The organism is Mycobacterium shimoidei (assembly GCF_900417275.1).
Taxonomy (GTDB): Bacteria; Actinomycetota; Actinomycetes; order Mycobacteriales; family Mycobacteriaceae; genus Mycobacterium; species Mycobacterium shimoidei.
Genome location: NZ_UEGW01000001.1, coordinates 3,255,500 through 3,272,296 on the forward strand (window position 1 = coordinate 3,255,500; position 16,797 = coordinate 3,272,296).

At 68.1% G+C, this 16,797-nt stretch carries 14 protein-coding genes; 12 read left to right on the forward strand and 2 right to left on the reverse strand.

The window, feature by feature from the left end; genetic code table 11:
• Positions 1-3 precede the first annotated feature (3 nt).
• Both MSP7336_RS15705 and MSP7336_RS15710 read right to left on the reverse strand, forming a co-directional pair.
• A complete protein-coding gene (locus MSP7336_RS15705) occupies positions 4-648 on the reverse strand; it encodes an LppM family (lipo)protein (RefSeq protein ID WP_069397909.1) in 645 nt (214 codons plus the stop codon).
• 91 nt (positions 649-739) lie between these two features.
• The gene (locus MSP7336_RS15710; RefSeq protein ID WP_181786776.1) at positions 740-1,339 is read right to left on the reverse strand and encodes a GNAT family N-acetyltransferase; all 600 of its coding nucleotides are present in this window, start codon (positions 1,337-1,339) and stop codon (positions 740-742) included.
• 208 nt (positions 1,340-1,547) lie between these two features.
• On the opposite strand from MSP7336_RS15710, the gene MSP7336_RS15715 reads away from it, so the two are divergent.
• The 12 genes from MSP7336_RS15715 (at position 1,548) to murC (ending at position 16,786) form a co-directional block, all read left to right on the forward strand.
• A complete protein-coding gene (locus tag MSP7336_RS15715; protein WP_069397890.1) occupies positions 1,548-1,949 on the forward strand; it encodes a DUF3040 domain-containing protein in 402 nt (133 codons plus the stop codon).
• Between the two features lie 301 nt (positions 1,950-2,250).
• Positions 2,251-2,682, forward strand: coding sequence for a division/cell wall cluster transcriptional repressor MraZ (gene mraZ, locus MSP7336_RS15720; RefSeq protein WP_069397889.1), 432 nt, complete (start codon positions 2,251-2,253; stop codon positions 2,680-2,682).
• Entirely contained in the window at positions 2,657-3,904 is a 1,248-nt protein-coding gene (rsmH, locus tag MSP7336_RS15725; RefSeq protein ID WP_113964096.1) for a 16S rRNA (cytosine(1402)-N(4))-methyltransferase RsmH, read from the forward strand. The genes mraZ and rsmH overlap by 26 nt, the downstream gene beginning before the upstream one ends.
• Positions 3,901-4,914, forward strand: coding sequence for a cell division protein FtsL (ftsL, locus tag MSP7336_RS15730; protein WP_069397887.1), 1,014 nt, complete (start codon positions 3,901-3,903; stop codon positions 4,912-4,914). Before rsmH ends, ftsL begins: the two co-directional genes overlap by 4 nt.
• Positions 4,911-6,878, forward strand: a complete 1,968-nt coding sequence (locus MSP7336_RS15735; RefSeq protein ID WP_113964097.1) for a peptidoglycan D,D-transpeptidase FtsI family protein — start codon at positions 4,911-4,913, stop codon at positions 6,876-6,878. Before ftsL ends, MSP7336_RS15735 begins: the two co-directional genes overlap by 4 nt.
• Positions 6,879-7,081: 203 nt before the next feature.
• Positions 7,082-8,602, forward strand: a complete 1,521-nt coding sequence (locus MSP7336_RS15740) for a UDP-N-acetylmuramoyl-L-alanyl-D-glutamate--2,6-diaminopimelate ligase (RefSeq protein ID WP_113964951.1) — start codon at positions 7,082-7,084, stop codon at positions 8,600-8,602.
• The gene (locus tag MSP7336_RS15745) at positions 8,599-10,131 is read left to right on the forward strand and encodes a UDP-N-acetylmuramoyl-tripeptide--D-alanyl-D-alanine ligase (protein ID WP_113964098.1); all 1,533 of its coding nucleotides are present in this window, start codon (positions 8,599-8,601) and stop codon (positions 10,129-10,131) included. Before MSP7336_RS15740 ends, MSP7336_RS15745 begins: the two co-directional genes overlap by 4 nt.
• On the forward strand, positions 10,128-11,207 hold the full coding sequence (mraY, locus tag MSP7336_RS15750; protein WP_113964099.1) for a phospho-N-acetylmuramoyl-pentapeptide-transferase: 1,080 nt from the start codon (positions 10,128-10,130) through the stop codon (positions 11,205-11,207). Before MSP7336_RS15745 ends, mraY begins: the two co-directional genes overlap by 4 nt.
• The gene (murD, locus tag MSP7336_RS15755; protein ID WP_244917475.1) at positions 11,200-12,678 is read left to right on the forward strand and encodes a UDP-N-acetylmuramoyl-L-alanine--D-glutamate ligase; all 1,479 of its coding nucleotides are present in this window, start codon (positions 11,200-11,202) and stop codon (positions 12,676-12,678) included. Before mraY ends, murD begins: the two co-directional genes overlap by 8 nt.
• Positions 12,679-12,684: 6 nt before the next feature.
• A complete protein-coding gene (gene ftsW, locus MSP7336_RS15760) occupies positions 12,685-14,169 on the forward strand; it encodes a putative lipid II flippase FtsW (RefSeq protein WP_244917476.1) in 1,485 nt (494 codons plus the stop codon).
• A gap of 11 nt (positions 14,170-14,180) precedes the next feature.
• Positions 14,181-15,341, forward strand: a complete 1,161-nt coding sequence (murG, locus tag MSP7336_RS15765) for an undecaprenyldiphospho-muramoylpentapeptide beta-N-acetylglucosaminyltransferase (RefSeq protein WP_232321122.1) — start codon at positions 14,181-14,183, stop codon at positions 15,339-15,341.
• Positions 15,338-16,786, forward strand: a complete 1,449-nt coding sequence (murC, locus tag MSP7336_RS15770; RefSeq protein WP_113964100.1) for a UDP-N-acetylmuramate--L-alanine ligase — start codon at positions 15,338-15,340, stop codon at positions 16,784-16,786. Before murG ends, murC begins: the two co-directional genes overlap by 4 nt.
• Positions 16,787-16,797: the final 11 nt, after the last annotated feature.

A 16,797-nucleotide genomic window follows, 5' to 3' on the forward strand; every position in this document is an offset into this window, starting at 1 on the left:
GATTCAGTCGGACGACTCGTCACTGGTGTCAGCGAACCGCGGAGAGCGGTCGCGGCCGAACCAGGCCAGTACCGCCACCACCCCGGCCACGGCCACCGACGACAACCCCAGCCACAGCGCCGCCCCGCGGAACGAGCGGATGTTCGGATCGGTGTAGCGAGCCTGGGCGGTCATCGTGTTCACGACGCCGGGTTTGAGCTTCCACGCCACCATCTCGGCATCGACGCGTTCACCGTTGGTGGAGGTGACCGATCCGGGAAAGGCAACGGTGAGTTCGACGTCGGCGTCGGGATCGGTCAGCGACGTGAGATCGGCGCGGCCTTCCAGGATCACCACGTTGCCGGCTCTGCGCAGGGTCAGGTTCACCACCTGGGCATCGGGGTTCATGTTCGCCAGCTGCGGCAGCTCGGCGAAAGTCAAGTCCGAAAACACCGCCTCCGACCCGACATACCCGTCTTGCTCGTATCTGGAGATTGCCACCTTCTGGCTGAACGGCACGTTGGGGTCGAGCTGTGGACCGGCGTCCTTGTCGTTGCGGGGCTTGGCCGCGGCGATGATCTGCCCGGACACCGTGTCGTCCGGCGAGACGGTGATCGACGCCCTGGCCCGCAGACATCCGGCGACCATCGGCGTCACCAACAACAGCATGACCAAGGCGAGGATGCCGGCGGCGATGCGTCGTCGGGACCGGAATTCGACCGCGGGGGCATGCACCAGGTCATCGTGCCAGACGTGGGCGTCAGAGCGGCAGCTTGCGGCCCAATACCGCGAACGGCCGTGGGTCACCGGCGAAGTAGTAGCCGCGGATGATGTCGGTGAAGCCCAGTCGTCGGTACAGCCGCCACGCGCGGTTGGACTCACCGTTGGTTTCCGGTGTCGACAACAGCACGTTCGCCTCGCCGCGGTCGGCCAGCAGACGACGCACCAGCGCCTCTCCGAGCCCGCGGCCTTGCGCGCGCGGATGGATATGCAGTTCAGTCAATTCGAAGTAGCTGTTCATCAGGTCGGCGATCTCTTGGCCCGGGAAGCCGCCGCGTTGCAACCCCGAGACCACTTGCTGCTGCCACCACTGGTCGGGCGCGCCGCAATATCCGTAGGCCACGCCGAGCAGCGGAGCGTTGCTCAGTTGGCCTGCCGACGGCGTCTGTTGGGGTTCGGCGTCAACCTCCACCGCGGCCACCGCTTGCCAGCCCCGGCGCCGAGTGTGTTCCAGCCACATGGCGGCGCGTTGATGTTCGGTGCCAGGCGGGTAGTGCATCGCGTTGACATACACGCCCAACGCGTCACCGAGACGGCGTTGCATGTCGTGCGCCGCCAGGTCGATGACAAAAGTCGTCAACTCGCGGTGTCCTCCTGACGATCGTCGTCTGATGCGCTGCCTACATCGCCATTATCGGACGGGTGAGCTGATGCTGACCGCCGATCCGGCGCGGCTACAATCGGCTCTCGAACCGGTGGTATGGCACAGGTTGACCTCGTATCATTTGAGTTAGTTGCCCACGCAAACGGGCATCGTCACGTGACGGCTTGTCGGCAAGGAGGGACGGATGCCACTCTCCGATCATGAGCAGCGGATGCTCGACCAGATCGAGAGCGCTCTCTACGCCGAAGACCCCAAGTTCGCATCGAGCGTCCGCGGCGGAGGGTTCCGCGCGCCGACCGCACGGCGGCGGCTGCAGGGCGCCGCACTGTTCGTGATCGGTTTGGGAATGCTGGTTTCCGGCGTGGCATTCAAGGCCACCATGATCGGAAACTTCCCTGTCCTTTCCGTTCTCGGCTTCCTCGTCATGTTCGGTGGGGTGGTATTCGCCATCACCGGCCCGCGGTTGGCGGGTAAGCGGGATCAGCCCGGTTCGGCCTTGGGAACGCGTCAGCGCCGTCCGAAGGGCAGCGGCGGTTCCTTCACCAGCCGCATGGAGGACCGGTTCCGGCGTCGTTTCGACGATTAGGTGACTTGATGAGGGGCAGCCGAATCGGCTGCCCTTTTTTGTGTGAGTGCGTGATCCCACAACAAGCAGAACGCCCCACAACACCCCACCTGCTAATCCATCAGCTCTGACCTGGGAATTGTTTTCCTGACGTGCCGGAATCCCCTGGGCCGGAGGCGGCCTGTGTGGAGCGTAGATCGGCAAAACACGAATCTGTTACCCACTAAATGGAGCAAAGTGGGGGATTGTGGGGTATGGTGGCGGAAGTCGTGGGTGAGGCGGAGGCAAAACGGTTCCGCTTCGTGGCGCGGGAGGTGGCCAGGTGTTCCTCGGCACCTACACGCCCAAGCTCGACGACAAGGGGCGGCTGACGCTGCCTGCGAAGTTCCGCGACGCGTTGGCAGGAGGCTTGATGGTCACCAAGAGCCAAGACCACAGCCTGGCCGTTTACCCCCGGGCGGAATTCGAAGCACTGGCTCGCCGGGCCAGCAAGGTATCTCGCAGTAACCCGGAGGCAAGGGCTTTCCTGCGTAATCTGGCCGCCGCCACCGACGAACAACACCCCGACGCGCAGGGCCGGATTACGTTGTCAGCGGATCATCGCCGCTACGCCAACCTCACGAAGGACTGCGTGGTGATCGGCTCGGTCGACTACCTCGAGATCTGGGACGCGCAGGCCTGGCGGGAGTACCAGCAGACCCACGAAGAGAACTTCTCCGCAGCCAGCGATGAAGCACTCGGCGACATCATCTGAGGCCTGTGCCCGTGCATGGTGGCCTCTGCCCGAACCGACCCTGACGTACTTCCCCAACGCCAGGTTCGCGCTCTCGGACAGGGACCTCGATGCGCGGGCGATCGCAAGCGCGGCGGAGCCGGGCGCGGCGGGTCGCCCGCCGACTGGCCGGGCGATCGCAAGCGCGGCGGAGCCGGGCGCAGCGGGAGGTGTTGCCGTGGCTGAGGACACAAGTGATTTCGGCCACGTACCGGTGCTGGCCGACCGCTGTGTCACGCTGCTCACCCCGGCGTTGACTCGACGCCATCCTGACGGGTCGGGAGCACTGCTGGTCGATGCCACCCTCGGCGCGGGTGGGCACGCGGAACGCTTTCTCACCGCGCTTCCCGGCTTGCGGTTGATCGGACTCGACCGCGACCCCTCGGCGTTGGACATCGCTGCCAGCCGGCTGGCGCCGTTCGGCGACCGGGTCACGCTGATCCACACACGTTACGACGGGCTTGCGGAGGCACTCGCCGAATCTGGTTATCCCGCAACAGGTTCAGTGGATGGCGTGCTGTTTGATCTCGGCGTGTCATCGATGCAGCTGGATCGCCGCGAACGAGGTTTCTCCTATGCCCACGACGCACCGTTGGACATGCGAATGGACCCGACGGCGCCGCAGACCGCTGCCGACATCGTCAACACCTATGACGAGGCCGCGCTCGCCGACATCCTGCGGCGCTACGGCGAGGAGCGATTCGCGCGCCGGATCGCAGCGGAGATTGTGCGCCGCCGCCGCGGCACGCCGTTCACCTCGACGGGGCAGCTGGTCGAGGTCATCTACCACGCGATTCCGGCGCCGGCCCGTCGCACCGGCGGGCATCCCGCCAAGCGGACGTTTCAGGCGCTACGCATCGCTGTCAACGCTGAGCTCGATTCCTTGGAAAGCGCCCTTCCGGTCGCCCTGAACGCCCTGGCTGACGGTGGGCGGGTCGTGGTGTTGGCGTATCAGTCACTCGAAGACCGCATCGTCAAACGTGCGTTCGCCGACGCGAGCGCCTCTCGGACCCCGACCGGTCTGCCGGTCGAACTTCCTGGGCATGCACCGCAATTCAAGTCGCTAACTCGAGGCGCCGAACGCGCCGACGACACCGAGATCCAGCGCAATCCGCGAAGCGCGGCGGTGCGGTTGCGCGCCCTGGAAAAGATCCGGCCTCACACCGAGCACGACGCGCAGGCAGCAAGGAAGGGCGATCGATGAAGGTCAAACGCCAAGCGCCGCAGCGCCGTGACAGCGGTCGTCGCCGCGGACACGACAACGCCCCCGGTAAGGGCAAGCGCCGCCCGGTTGAGCCGGCCGCCGGGCGCCGGGCGCACGCCGGAAAGGCGTCGGCTCCTGCCCGCGAGCCCCGGGTGTCGCGGTCGTCGCCGCAAACCACACCGATCTCTCGACCTGTCGAACGACCGGCTCGGCCGAAGAACACCAGCCAGGCCAAGGCCCGCGCCAAAGCCCGAAAAGCTAAAGCGCCTAAAGTTATTCGGCCACCTCTTCGAGAGCGACTTCTGACGCGGCTGGCATCGATCGATCTGCGCCCGCGTACCTTGGCTGCCAAGGTGCCGTTCGTGGTGCTGATCATCGGTTCGCTCGGCACCGGGCTGGGTATCACGCTGTGGCTGTCCACCGATTCCGCCGAGCGTTCCTATGAGTTAGCCAACGCCCGGGAGAAGAACCGGCTCCTGCAGCAACAGAAGGAGGCACTCGAGCGCGACGTGCTGCAGGCGGAGGCTGCGCCGGCGCTGGCTGAGGCTGCCCGCAACCTCGGCATGATTCCGACGCGGGACACCGCCCACTTGGTGCAGGATCCAGCGGGAAACTGGGTCGTCGTTGGGACGCCCAAGCCGGCCGAGGGCGTCCCACCGCCGCCGTTGAACACCAAGCTGCCGGAAGAAAAACCGCCGTCACCGCCGCCCGCGATGAATTCGGTTGAGGTGCCGGTGCGGGTGTTGCCCGGTGGCGGTGCCCCGGTGCCGCCCGCAACAACCGGGCCGGAAGTTCTGCTCCGAGACCCCACTGGCGCAACGACGCTGGGCGCTCAACCTCTGCCGGACCAGACCGTGCCGGTGCTGCCCGGCCTGCCCCAAGCACCAGCGCTTGGACCGGCTACGGTCGCGCCGGTCGCGCCGTTGCCCGCGCCTGCCGCGCCGTTGCCGCCGGCCGTCGGCGAACAATTCGGCCCACTGTCCGCCATGACTCCAGGCGCCGCACGATGAGGACCGCCAAGCGTTCCGGTGGGCGCCCGTCGCAACCGGCGCCGCGCGGGCGCGACGCCCGAAAGCGGCTCGGCAAGCCCAAGAAGCCGGCTGGAACTCCCGCCGCGGCGGGCCATTCTGCGCGGGAACGACGAACCCGCCAAGCCGTCGACGTGGGTATGAGCGGCGCGTCATTTCTGTATCGGCACCGGGCCGGCAATGTCGTGATCTTCTTGGCGCTGCTGGTGGCAACCGCGCAACTGTTCTATCTGCAGGTGCCAAAGGCGTCGGGTCTACGCGCCGAGGCCGCCGGGCAGCTTAAGGTCACCGACGCCCAAAAGGCGGTCCGCGGCAGCATCGTCGACCGCCACAACGACCAGCTTGCGTTCACGATCGAAGCCCGTGCGCTGACATTTCAGCCGCGCAAGATCCGCAAGCAACTCGCCGAGGCCAAGCAAAAAGATGACAACGCACCGGACCCGCAGCAGCGACTACGCGACATCGCCAAAGAGGTTGCGACACGGCTGAATAACAAACCCGACGAAGCCACGGTGCTGAAAAAGCTGCGTAGCGACGAGACGTTCGTCTACCTGGCCCGCGCTGTCGATCCCGCTATCGCCAGCGCTATCAACCTGAAATATCCCGAGGTCGGCAGCGAGCGTCAGGACCTGCGGCAGTACCCGGGCGGATCCCTGGCGGCCAACATCGTCGGCGGCGTGGCGTGGGACGGACACGGCCTGCTCGGCCTCGAGGACTCGCTGGACGCAGTGCTGGCCGGCACCGATGGCTCGATCACCTATGACCGCGGCTCCGACGGAGTGGTGATTCCCGGCAGTTATCGCAATCAGCACCGGGCGGTCAACGGGTCGACCGTGCAGCTCACCATCGACAACGACATCCAGTTCTACGTCCAGCAGCAGGTGCAGCAGGCCAAGAACCTGTCGGGCGCCCGCAACGCGTCCGCGGTCGTGCTCGACGCCAAAACCGGCGAAGTACTGGCCATGGCCAACGACAACACGTTCGACCCCTCTCAAGACATCGGACGCCAAGGTAACCGGCAGATGGGTAACCCGGCCGTGTCATCACCGTTCGAACCCGGCTCGGTGAACAAGGTCATCACCGCCTCGTCGGTCATCGAATACGGCCTGAGCAATCCCGATGAGGTGCTACAGGTTCCGGGTTCCATCCACATGGGCGGCGTCGAGGTGCACGACGCCTGGGAGCACGGCGTCGCGCCCTACACCACCACCGGGATCTTCGGAAAGTCCTCGAACGTCGGAACCCTGATGCTCGCCCAGCGTGTCGGCCCGGATCGCTGGTTCGAGATGCTCAGGAAATTCGGCCTCGGCCAGCGCACCGGTGTCGGTTTGCCCGGCGAGAGCGCCGGGGTAGTGCCGCCGATCGACCAATGGTCGGGCAGCACCTTCGCGAACCTGCCTATCGGGCAAGGGCTTTCGATGACGCTGCTGCAGATGACCAGCATGTACCAAACCATTGCCAATGACGGGCTACGGATGCCGCCGCGTATTGTCAAGGCGACCATCGCTCCGGACGGCACCCGCACCGAAGAGCCACGCCCGGAAGGCGTTCAGGTGGTCTCCGCACGGACCGCGCAAACCGTCCGCAACATGCTGCGGGCGGTCGTGCAACACGATCCCACCGGCGTTCAGCAGGGCACCGGGCCGGCAGCCGCGGTCGAGGGCTATCAGATCTCCGGCAAAACCGGTACAGCACAACAGATCAACCCCGCCTGTGGCTGCTACTACGACGACGTCTACTGGATCACCTTCGCCGGAATTGCCACGACAGACGATCCGCGCTACGTGGTCGGCATCATGCTGGACAACCCGCACCACGCGGCCGACGGTTCACCGGGAACCTCTGCGGCGCCGCTGTTCCACAACATCGCCGGCTGGCTAATGCAGCGCGAAAACGTGCCGCTCTCACCGGATCCCGGGCCGCCATTGACCCTCCAAGCATTGTGACCGGCCCAACCGGCCGTTGATCGGCAAAGCTCCCGCCAGACGGTCACCCTACGCCCGCTTAGACTTGAAGCCCCGTTACCAGCTCGGCTTCGCTCGAACCCGCCGGTACCTGAGCGGTAACTGATACCAGCAGGTCGGATGGATAAGGTGGCAGGGCCGTCGATGTGGTGATCACGGCCTGGAGGCAGCAGCGGACGGAGGTGATGACGGTGCCCACTGCGCCGCGGCCCAGCGCTGGGTCAGGCGTGCCGCTGCCGGCGCTGGCGGCCCAGATCTGCGCCGTGTCCGCGGAGGGGAGCGTGGTCCCCGACCTGCGGGTCACCGGGGTCACGCTGCGGGCCCAAGACGCACAGCCGGGCGACCTGTTTGCCGCGCTTCCGGGCGCATCGACCCACGGTGCCCGCTATGCCGGTGAAGCGATCCGGCGAGGCGCGCTGGCGGTGCTCACCGACGCCGACGGGGCCGTGCAGTTGGCTGACGCCGCAGTTCCGGTGCTGATTCACCCGACGCCGCGCACCGTGCTCGGCGAGCTTGCCGCCACCGTCTACGGGCATCCGTCCGATCGGCTCACCGTCGTGGGGATCACCGGAACATCGGGCAAGACGACGACCACACATCTTGTCGAAGCGGGCCTGCGTGCGGCCGCCCGGACGGTGGGACTCATCGGCACCATCGGGGTTCGCATCGACGGCGCCGACGTGCCGAGCGCGCTGACCACTCCGGAGGCTCCGGAGCTACAAGGCCTGCTCGCGGCGATGGCCGAACGCGGGGTCGACACCGTGGTGATGGAAGTGTCCAGCCACGCTTTGCGCCTGGGCCGCGTCGATGCCATCCGGTTCGCGGTGGGCGCTTTCACCAACCTGTCCCGCGACCATCTGGACTTTCACCCCAGCATGGCCGACTACTTCGAGGCCAAGGCCCGGTTATTCGATCCGGCCTCGCCGCTGCGGGCGCGTTCGGTGGTGGTGTGCATCGACGACGACGCCGGACGCGCAATGGCCGAACTCGCCGAGGACGCGGTGACCGTCAGCGCCACCGGCGAACCCGCAAGCTGGCGAGCCGAAGACGTCACCGCCTCGGCGCGTGGACAAACATTCACCGCGGTCGACCCCGCCGGTGTGCACCACCGCGTGGGCATCGGCCTGTCCGGCGACTATAACATCGCCAATACCCTTGTCGCACTGGCGATCCTGGATGTGTTGGGGGTGTCACCCGAGCAGGCCTCGGCCGGACTTCGCGATATTCGGGTCCCTGGGCGCCTGGAACAAATCGACCGCGGCCAAGACTTTCTCGCGCTGGTCGACTATGCCCACAAGCCGGGCGCGCTGCGGGCGGTGCTGCAGTCCCTGCGTCGTCCCGGCAGTCGGCTGGCGGTGGTGTTCGGGGCCGGCGGCGAACGAGACCCGGGTAAACGGGCACCGATGGGTCGGGTCGCCGCTGAGCTGGCTGATCTCGTCGTCGTCACCGACGACAACCCCCGCGGTGAGGATCCTGCCGCGATCCGCCGCGAAATCCTTTCCGGCACAACGGAAGGATCTGCCGAAATCGTCGAAATCGGCGACCGACGCGCAGCGATCCGGCACGCCGTCAACTGGGCCCGCAGCAACGACATCGTGCTGGTCGCCGGCAAGGGCCACGAGACCGGGCAAACCAGCGGTGGGCAGATCCGACCGTTCGACGACCGGGTCGAGCTTGCAGCCGCGCTGCAGGAGCGGCGTCAATGATCGATCTGACCGTTGCTCAGATCGCCGAGATCGTCGGCGGGGAGTTGGCCGACATCTCACCGCAGGCGGCAGCGGAATTACATGTCAGCGGAACCGTCGAATTCGACTCCCGCGCGGTCACGCCCGGCGGACTGTTCTTGGCCCTGCCGGGTTCACGCGCCGACGGGCACGACTACGCGCAATCCGCGGTCGCCGCGGGCGCGGTCGCCGTGCTGGCCGCCCGGCCGGTCGGCGTGCCGGCGATCGTGGTCGCCCCGGACGCGCAGGCGGCGAGCACCGCCGGTGTGCTCGAGTACGACACCGACGGATCGGGCGTCGCGGTGCTGGCCGCGCTGGCCCGGCTGGCCGCGGCGGTGGCCGCCAAGCTGGTCGCCAACGGGCTGACCATCATTGGTGTCACCGGATCGTCGGGCAAGACGTCGACCAAGGATCTGCTGGCCGCGGTGCTCGCGCCGCTCGGTGAGGTGGTGGCGCCGCCCGGGTCGTTCAACAACGAACTCGGCCATCCGTGGACGGTGTTGCGCGCCACCGAAAAAACGGACTACTTGGTGCTGGAGCTCTCGGCGCGTCATCCCGGCAACATCGCCGCCTTGGCGGCCATCGCGCCGCCGACGATCGGAGTGGTACTCAACGTCGGCACCGCGCACCTGGGTGAATTCGGCTCGCGAGAAGTGATCGCAAATACCAAAGCGGAACTGCCGCAAGCAATCCCAGAGTCGGGGGTGGTGGTTCTCAATGTCGACGACCCGGCGGTGGCGGCAATGGCCGACGTCACCGCCGCACGGGTGGTGCGCGTCAGTCGTGAGCAATCCACCGCCGATGTCCGGGCCGGTCCGGTCACGCTCGACGAACTGGCCAGGCCGCGATTCACGCTGCACGCCGGCGAGCGAACCCAGGAAATCAGCCTGGCCGTGCACGGCGACCATCAGGTGGGCAACGCGTTATGCGCGGCCGCCGTCGCGCTGGAGTGCGGCGCCAGCACCGAGCAGGTGGCAACCGCGCTGGCCGGTGCGCGTCCGGTGTCGGGTCATCGCATGCGGGTGACCACGCGCGCCGACGGCGTGACCGTCATCGACGACGCCTACAACGCCAACCCCGACTCGATGCGGGCCGGGCTGCAGGCACTGGCCTGGATGGCCCACGGTGGGTCTGGAGAGCGAAAAAGGGAGCGAAGAAGCTGGGCGGTGCTGGGCGAGATGGCCGAACTCGGCGAGGACGCGATATCCGAGCATGATCGCGTGGGCCGGCTGGCGGTGCGCTTAGATGTGTCTCGACTCGTTGTCGTCGGAACAGGGAGGTCTATGAGCGCCATGCACCACGGGGCGGTCATGGAGGGCGCATGGGGCTCGGACGGTGAAAGAGGGGCCACCATGGTGGCCGACGCCGATGCGGCTCTGGCGCTGTTGCGCGCCGAACTCCGGCCGGGGGACGTGGTGCTGGTCAAGGCATCGAACGTCGCTGGGCTCGGGACGCTGGCCGACGCGCTGGTCGCCGATGCCGCAGGTGGCGGCCAAGGCGCCGCCCAATGATCGAAATCCTGATCGCCGTCGCCATCGCGCTAATGGTGTCTATCGTGCTGACGCCGATGCTGATTCGGCTGTTCACCCGCCAGGGCTTCGGCCACCAGATCCGCGAGGACGGCCCACCGAGCCACAAGACCAAACGCGGCACACCCTCGATGGGCGGCGTCGCGATCCTGACCGGTATGTGGGCTGGCTACCTGGGCACCCACATCGCCGGCCTGGCGTTCGGCGGTGAAGGGCCGTCAGCCTCCGGCGTGCTGGTGTTGTTGCTGGCCACCGCATTGGGGGCGGTCGGATTCGTCGACGACCTGATCAAGATTCGCCGTTCTCGCAATCTCGGGCTGGACAAGACGGCCAAGACGGTCGGGCAGATCACTGCGGCTGTGCTGTTCGGTGTGCTGGCGCTGCAGTTCCGCAATGGCGACGGCCTCACACCGGCCAGCGCCGACCTGTCGTATGTGCGGGAAATCGCCACCGTCACACTGGCTCCCGCAGTATTCGTGTTGTTCTGCGTGGTGATCGTCGCGTCCTGGTCGAATGCGGTGAACTTCACCGACGGCCTGGACGGGCTGGCGGGCGGCGCGATGGCAATGGTGGCCGCGGCCTATGTCTTGATCACGTTCTGGCAGTACCGCAATGCGTGCGCCACCGCACCGGGCCTGGGCTGCTACAACGTGCGCGATCCGCTGGACCTGGCGCTGGTCGCGGCGGCGACGGCCGGCGCCTGTATCGGCTTTCTGTGGTGGAACGCGGCGCCCGCCAAGATCTTCATGGGAGACACCGGATCTCTGGCACTGGGCGGCATCATCGCGGGACTGTCGGTGACCAGCCGGACCGAAATTTTGGCGGTGGTGCTTGGTTCACTGTTCGTCGCGGAGATCACCTCGGTCGTAATCCAGATCCTGGCGTTTCGCACCACCGGCCGTCGCGTGTTCCGGATGGCGCCGTTCCATCACCATTTCGAGCTGGTCGGCTGGGCCGAAACCACTGTCATCATTCGGTTTTGGCTGCTGACCGCGATCAGCTGCGGGCTGGGTGTTGCGCTGTTCTACAGCGAGTGGCTCGCCGCGACCGGTGGCTGAGGTGACACTGCACCCGTTGGCGCCCGGCGCGCCGGTGCTGATCACCGGGGCCGGCGTCACCGGGCAGTCCGTGCTGGCGGCGTTGCGGCCACTGGATGTGGCCGCAACGCTGTGCGACGACGACGCCGATACTCGCCGCCGGCTCACCGATGCCGGGGTGGCGACGATGAGCTCGTCGGACGCCGCCGCGCGCATCAGCGACTACGCGCTGGTGGTCACCAGCCCTGGTTTTCCGCCGGCGGCGCCGGTGCTGGTTGCGGCCGCGGCGGCCGGCGTGCCGATCTGGGGCGATGTGGAGCTGGCCTGGCGGCTTGACATGGCGGGCCGCTACGGGCCGCCGCGTCGCTGGCTGGCGGTGACCGGCACCAACGGCAAGACCACCACCACGTCGATGTTGCACGCCATGCTGACCGCCGCGGGGCTCGATGCCACGCTGTGCGGCAACATCGGCACTCCGGTTTTGGATGCGCTGCAACAGCCCGGCGACCTGCTGGCCGTCGAACTGTCCAGCTTCCAGTTGCATTGGGCGCCGTCGCTGCGACCGGAGGCCGGTGTGGTGCTCAATATCGCCGAGGATCACCTGGATTGGCACCCGAGCATGGCCGACTACATCGCCGCCAAGGCGCGCGTGCTGGGCGGCCGGGTCGCGGTCGTCGGGCTGGATGATCCGCGGGCGGCCGCGCTGCTGAGCGGTGCCGCGGCGCCGGTGCGGGTCGGGTTCCGGCTGGGCGAACCCGCCGCCGGGGAACTCGGCGTGCGCAACGGCCAGCTGATCGACAGAGCCTTTGGCTGCGCCGGCGCCGACGAGCTGGCGCTGGCACCGGTCTCGTCGCTACCGGTACCCGGCCCGGTGGGTGTGCTCGACGCGCTGGCCGCGGCGGCGTTGGCGCGCAGCGTCGACGTCCCCGCCCAGGCGATCGCGGACGCGCTGGCCGGCTTTCGGGTCGGTCGGCACCGCGGCGAGGTGGTAGCCGTCGTCGACGGCATCAGCTACATCGACGATTCGAAGGCCACCAACCCGCACGCCGCCGAGGCATCGGTGCGTGCTTACCCCCGGGTGGTGTGGATCGCCGGCGGCCTGCTCAAGGGCGCGTCCGTCGACGCGGCCGTCGCCGGGATGGCATCGCGGCTGGTCGGGGCAGTCCTGATCGGTCGTGACCGGGCCAACTTTGCCGAGGCGTTAGCACGACACGCGCCCGATCTCCCCGTCATCGAGCTTGTGACAGGCGAGGATGCTGGTATGTATGCGACTGCTGAGTCTGGTGTGACTCATGTGACGAGGGTGGTGACTGTGTCCGGCGAACCGCTGGGCAGCCGCGTGATGGCCGCCGCGGTAGCTGCGGCCCGAGACCTCGCCAACCCGGGCGACACCGTGCTGCTGGCGCCAGCGGGTGCATCATTCGACCAGTTCAGCGGCTATGCCGACCGCGGGGACCAATTCGCGGCGGCGGTGCACGCCACGACCGGGTAAGCACCGGTGACACAGGCGCTGGCCCGGTTGCTGCACCGGGGTCCCAAGGATGACGAGAACGCCGGCGAAACGCCGGCTTCGCACAGGGTGTCCGGCTCGGGCCCGCGGACCCGGTTCGGGACCTGGCTGGGCCGGCCCATGACGTCGTTTCACCTGATCGTCGCCGTGGCCGCGTTGTTGACCACGTTGGGTCTGATCATGGTGCTTTCCGCATCGGGGGTGCGCTCCTACGACGACGACGGCTCGGCCTGGGTGATCTTCGGCCGGCAGGTGATGTGGACGATTGTCGGGCTCATCGCGTGCTACGTGGCGCTGCGGGTGCCGGTGCGGTTCATGCGCCGCATGGCGTTCTCGGGTTTCGCGCTGTCGATCGTGTTGCTGGTGCTGGTGCTGGTGCCCGGAATCGGCCACTACGCCAACGGCTCTCGCGGCTGGTTCGTGATCGGCGGCTTTTCCATGCAGCCCTCGGAGCTGACCAAGATCGCCTTCGCCATCTGGGGGGCGCACCTGCTGGCCGCGCGGCGCATGGAGCGAGCCTCGCTGCGCGAAATGCTGATCCCGTTGGTGCCGGCAGCCGTCATCGCGCTGGCGCTCATCGTCGCTCAACCCGACCTGGGACAAACCGTCTCGCTGGGCATCATTTTGCTGGCCCTGTTGTGGTACGCCGGGCTGCCGCTGCGGGTGTTCTGCAGCTCGCTGCTCGCCGTCATCGTGTCGGCGGCGGTCCTGGCGGTGTCCGAGGGCTATCGATCCGAACGGGTGCGGTCCTGGCTCGATCCCGCCGCCGACGTGCAGGGATCGGGCTACCAGGCTCGTCAGGCGAAGTTCGCGTTGGCCAACGGCGGCATTTTCGGCCACGGTTTGGGCCAGGGCACCGCGAAGTGGAACTACCTGCCCAACGCCCACAACGACTTCATCTTCGCGATCATCGGCGAAGAGCTCGGCTTCGTCGGCGCATTCGGGTTGCTGGCGCTGTTCGGGTTGTTCGCCTACACGGGAATGCGCATCGCACGCCGCTCGGTTGACCCCTTCCTGCGACTGCTGACGGCGACCACCACGCTGTGGGTGCTCGGCCAGGTGTTCATCAACGTCGGCTATGTGATCGGTCTGCTGCCGGTCACCGGCCTGCAGCTGCCCCTCATCTCGGCAGGTGGAACATCAACGGCGACAACACTTCTCATGGTCGGCGTGATGGCCAACGCGGCACGTCACGAACCCGAGGCCGTTGCCGCGCTACGCGCCGGACGCGACGACCGGATGAACCGGCTGCTGCGGCTGCCACTGCCCGAGCCCTACGCGCCGACCCGGGTCGGGGCGCTGCGTGACCGCCTGCGCCCCCGCCCGCCGTCGCCCAAAGCCGCTGCCAAGCCCCCCAGCGGGGGCGGGCGGCCGCCTCGGTCAAGGCATCATGGACGTGAACGGCGATATGTCGATCACCGTCGGGTTCGGGGGCGGCGGGGTCGCGCACTGGAAGGTCAGCTTAGGCGGTGAACGACTCGGTCTTGGAGCCGGCCAGCGGGATAAACGGCGACTCGGGGACCCAGCACGGCGGCAGGTCGTTGTCGGTGGTGCTCGCCGGCGGCGGCACCGCCGGTCACGTCGAACCCGCGATGGCCGTCGCCGACGCGCTGGTAGCCCTGGATCCCGCGGTCCGCATCACCGCGCTGGGCACCCAGCGCGGTTTGGAGACCCGGCTGGTGCCGGAGCGGGGCTACCACCTGGAGCTGATCACCCCGGTCCCGTTGCCGCGCAAACCCACCGGCGACCTGGTCCGGCTGCCGTCGCGGGTGCTGCGCGCGGTCCGGCAGACCGGCGCTGTGCTGCGAAATGTCGACGCCGACGTGGTGGTGGGGTTCGGGGGATACGTGGCGCTGCCCGCCTACCTGGCCGCACGTCGGCGTCGGGTGCCGGTGGTGATCCACGAGGCCAACGCCAGCGCCGGACTGGCCAACCGGGTGGGGGCCCGCTCGGCGCAACGCGTGCTGTCCGCGGTGCCCGATTCGGGCCTGCCGCATTCGGAGGTGGTCGGCGTCCCGATCCGGTCGGCGATCACCGCGCTGGACCGCTCGGCGTTACGGTCGGCGGCACGTGCGCACTTCGGCTTCGCCGAGGACGCCCGGGTGCTGCTGGTGTTCGGCGGATCGCAGGGCGCGGCCTCGATCAACCGCGCCGTCGCGGCGGCCGCCGGCGACCTGGCCGCCGCCGGGGTGGCTGTGCTGCATGCCCACGGCGCCAAGAACACCCTCGATCTGCCTGCTCGAGCGCCCGACGCCCCGCCCTACGTGGCGGTGCCGTATCTGAGCCGGATGGATCTGGCGTATGCCGCCGCCGATCTGGCCATCTGCCGGTCCGGTGCGATGACGGTCGCAGAGGTGTCCGCGGTCGGGCTGCCCGCGGTCTATGTGCCGCTGCCGATCGGCAACGGCGAACAGCGACTCAACGCGCTGCCGGTGGTCAAGGCCGGCGGCGGGCTCCTTGTCGCGGACGCGGACCTCACCCCGGGCTTCGTGGCCGGCGAGGTGGCCGGGTTGCTCAACGACACAGCTCGGCTGGCCGCGATGACGGCGGCCGCGGCCCGGGTCGGTCACCGCGACGCGGCACAGCAGGTGGCGCGAATCGCCTTGGAGGTGGCCCGGCAAGCCCGCGACCGGAGTTCGCGATGATCACCGAGCCGTTGCCGCCCGAGCTGCAGCGGGTACACATGGTCGGCATCGGGGGAGCGGGCATGTCGGGGATCGCCCGCATCCTGCTGGACCGCGGTGGGATGGTGTCGGGATCGGACGCCAAAGAGTCCCGCGGCGTGCGGGCACTGCGCGCCCGTGGCGCGTTGATCCGGATCGGCCACCACGCCGACTCACTGGATCTGCTGCCCGGCGGCGCCACCGCGGTGATCACCACCCACGCCGCCATCCCCAAGACCAACCCCGAGCTCGTCGAGGCCCGACGGCGCGGCATCCCGGTAGTGCTGCGGCCCGCGGTGCTGGCCAAGCTGATGGCCGGGCGCACCACGCTCATGGTCACCGGCACGCACGGCAAGACGACCACCACATCGATGCTCGTCGTCGCCCTACAGCACTGCGGGAAAGATCCGTCGTTCGCCGTCGGTGGCGAAATGGGGGAGGCCGGCACCAACGCCCACCACGGCAGCGGCGACTGCTTTGTCGCCGAGGCCGACGAAAGCGACGGCTCGCTACTCGAATACACCCCGAATGTCGCCGTGGTGACCAATATCGAGTCCGACCATCTGGACTTCTTCGGCACCGCAGACGCCTATACCGCGGTGTTCGATTCCTTCGTCGAGCGGCTTGCCCCCGGTGGGGCGCTCGTCGTCTGCACCGACGACCCGGGCGCGGCAGCACTTGCCGAACGCACTGCCGCACTGGGGATTCGGGTCCTGCGGTATGGCTCGTCGGGTGACCAGCTAGCCGGCGAACTGTTGTCCTGGGAGCAGCAAGGCACCGGCGGCGTCGCGCAGATCAAGCTCGCCGGCGAGATCCACCCGTGGGTGCTTCGGCTGTCGGTGCCCGGCCGGCACATGGCGCTCAACGCGCTGGGCGCCCTGCTGGCCGCGATCGAGGTCGGCGCTCCGGCCGAGTGCGTGCTCGACGGGCTGGCCGGTTTCGAAGGTGTCCGCCGCCGATTCGAGCTGATCGGCACCGCGGGCTCGGTGCGGGTGTTCGACGACTACGCCCACCATCCGACCGAGATCAGCGCGACGCTGGGAGCGGTCCGCACCTTGCTCGAGCAAAGCGGCGGCGGTCGGTCGCTAGTGGTGTTCCAGCCGCACTTATATTCGCGAACAAGGGATTTCGCCGCTGAGTTCGGCCGCGCGCTCGACGAGGCCGACCAGGTTTTCGTGCTGGATGTCTACGCTGCCCGCGAACAACCGCTGGCCGGCGTCAGTGGAGCCAGTGTCGCCGAGCACGTGAGCGTGCCGGTGCAGTATGTTCCAAACTTCTCCGAAGTCGCCGAGCTGGTGGCTGCTGCCGCCGAGCCGGGCGACGTCGTGGTGACCATGGGCGCCGGAGACGTGACCATGCTGGCGCCGGAGATCGTCACGGCGCTGCGGGTGCGGGCCAACCGCAGCGCACCGGGGGTGTCGTGGTGACCCGCGCCGGC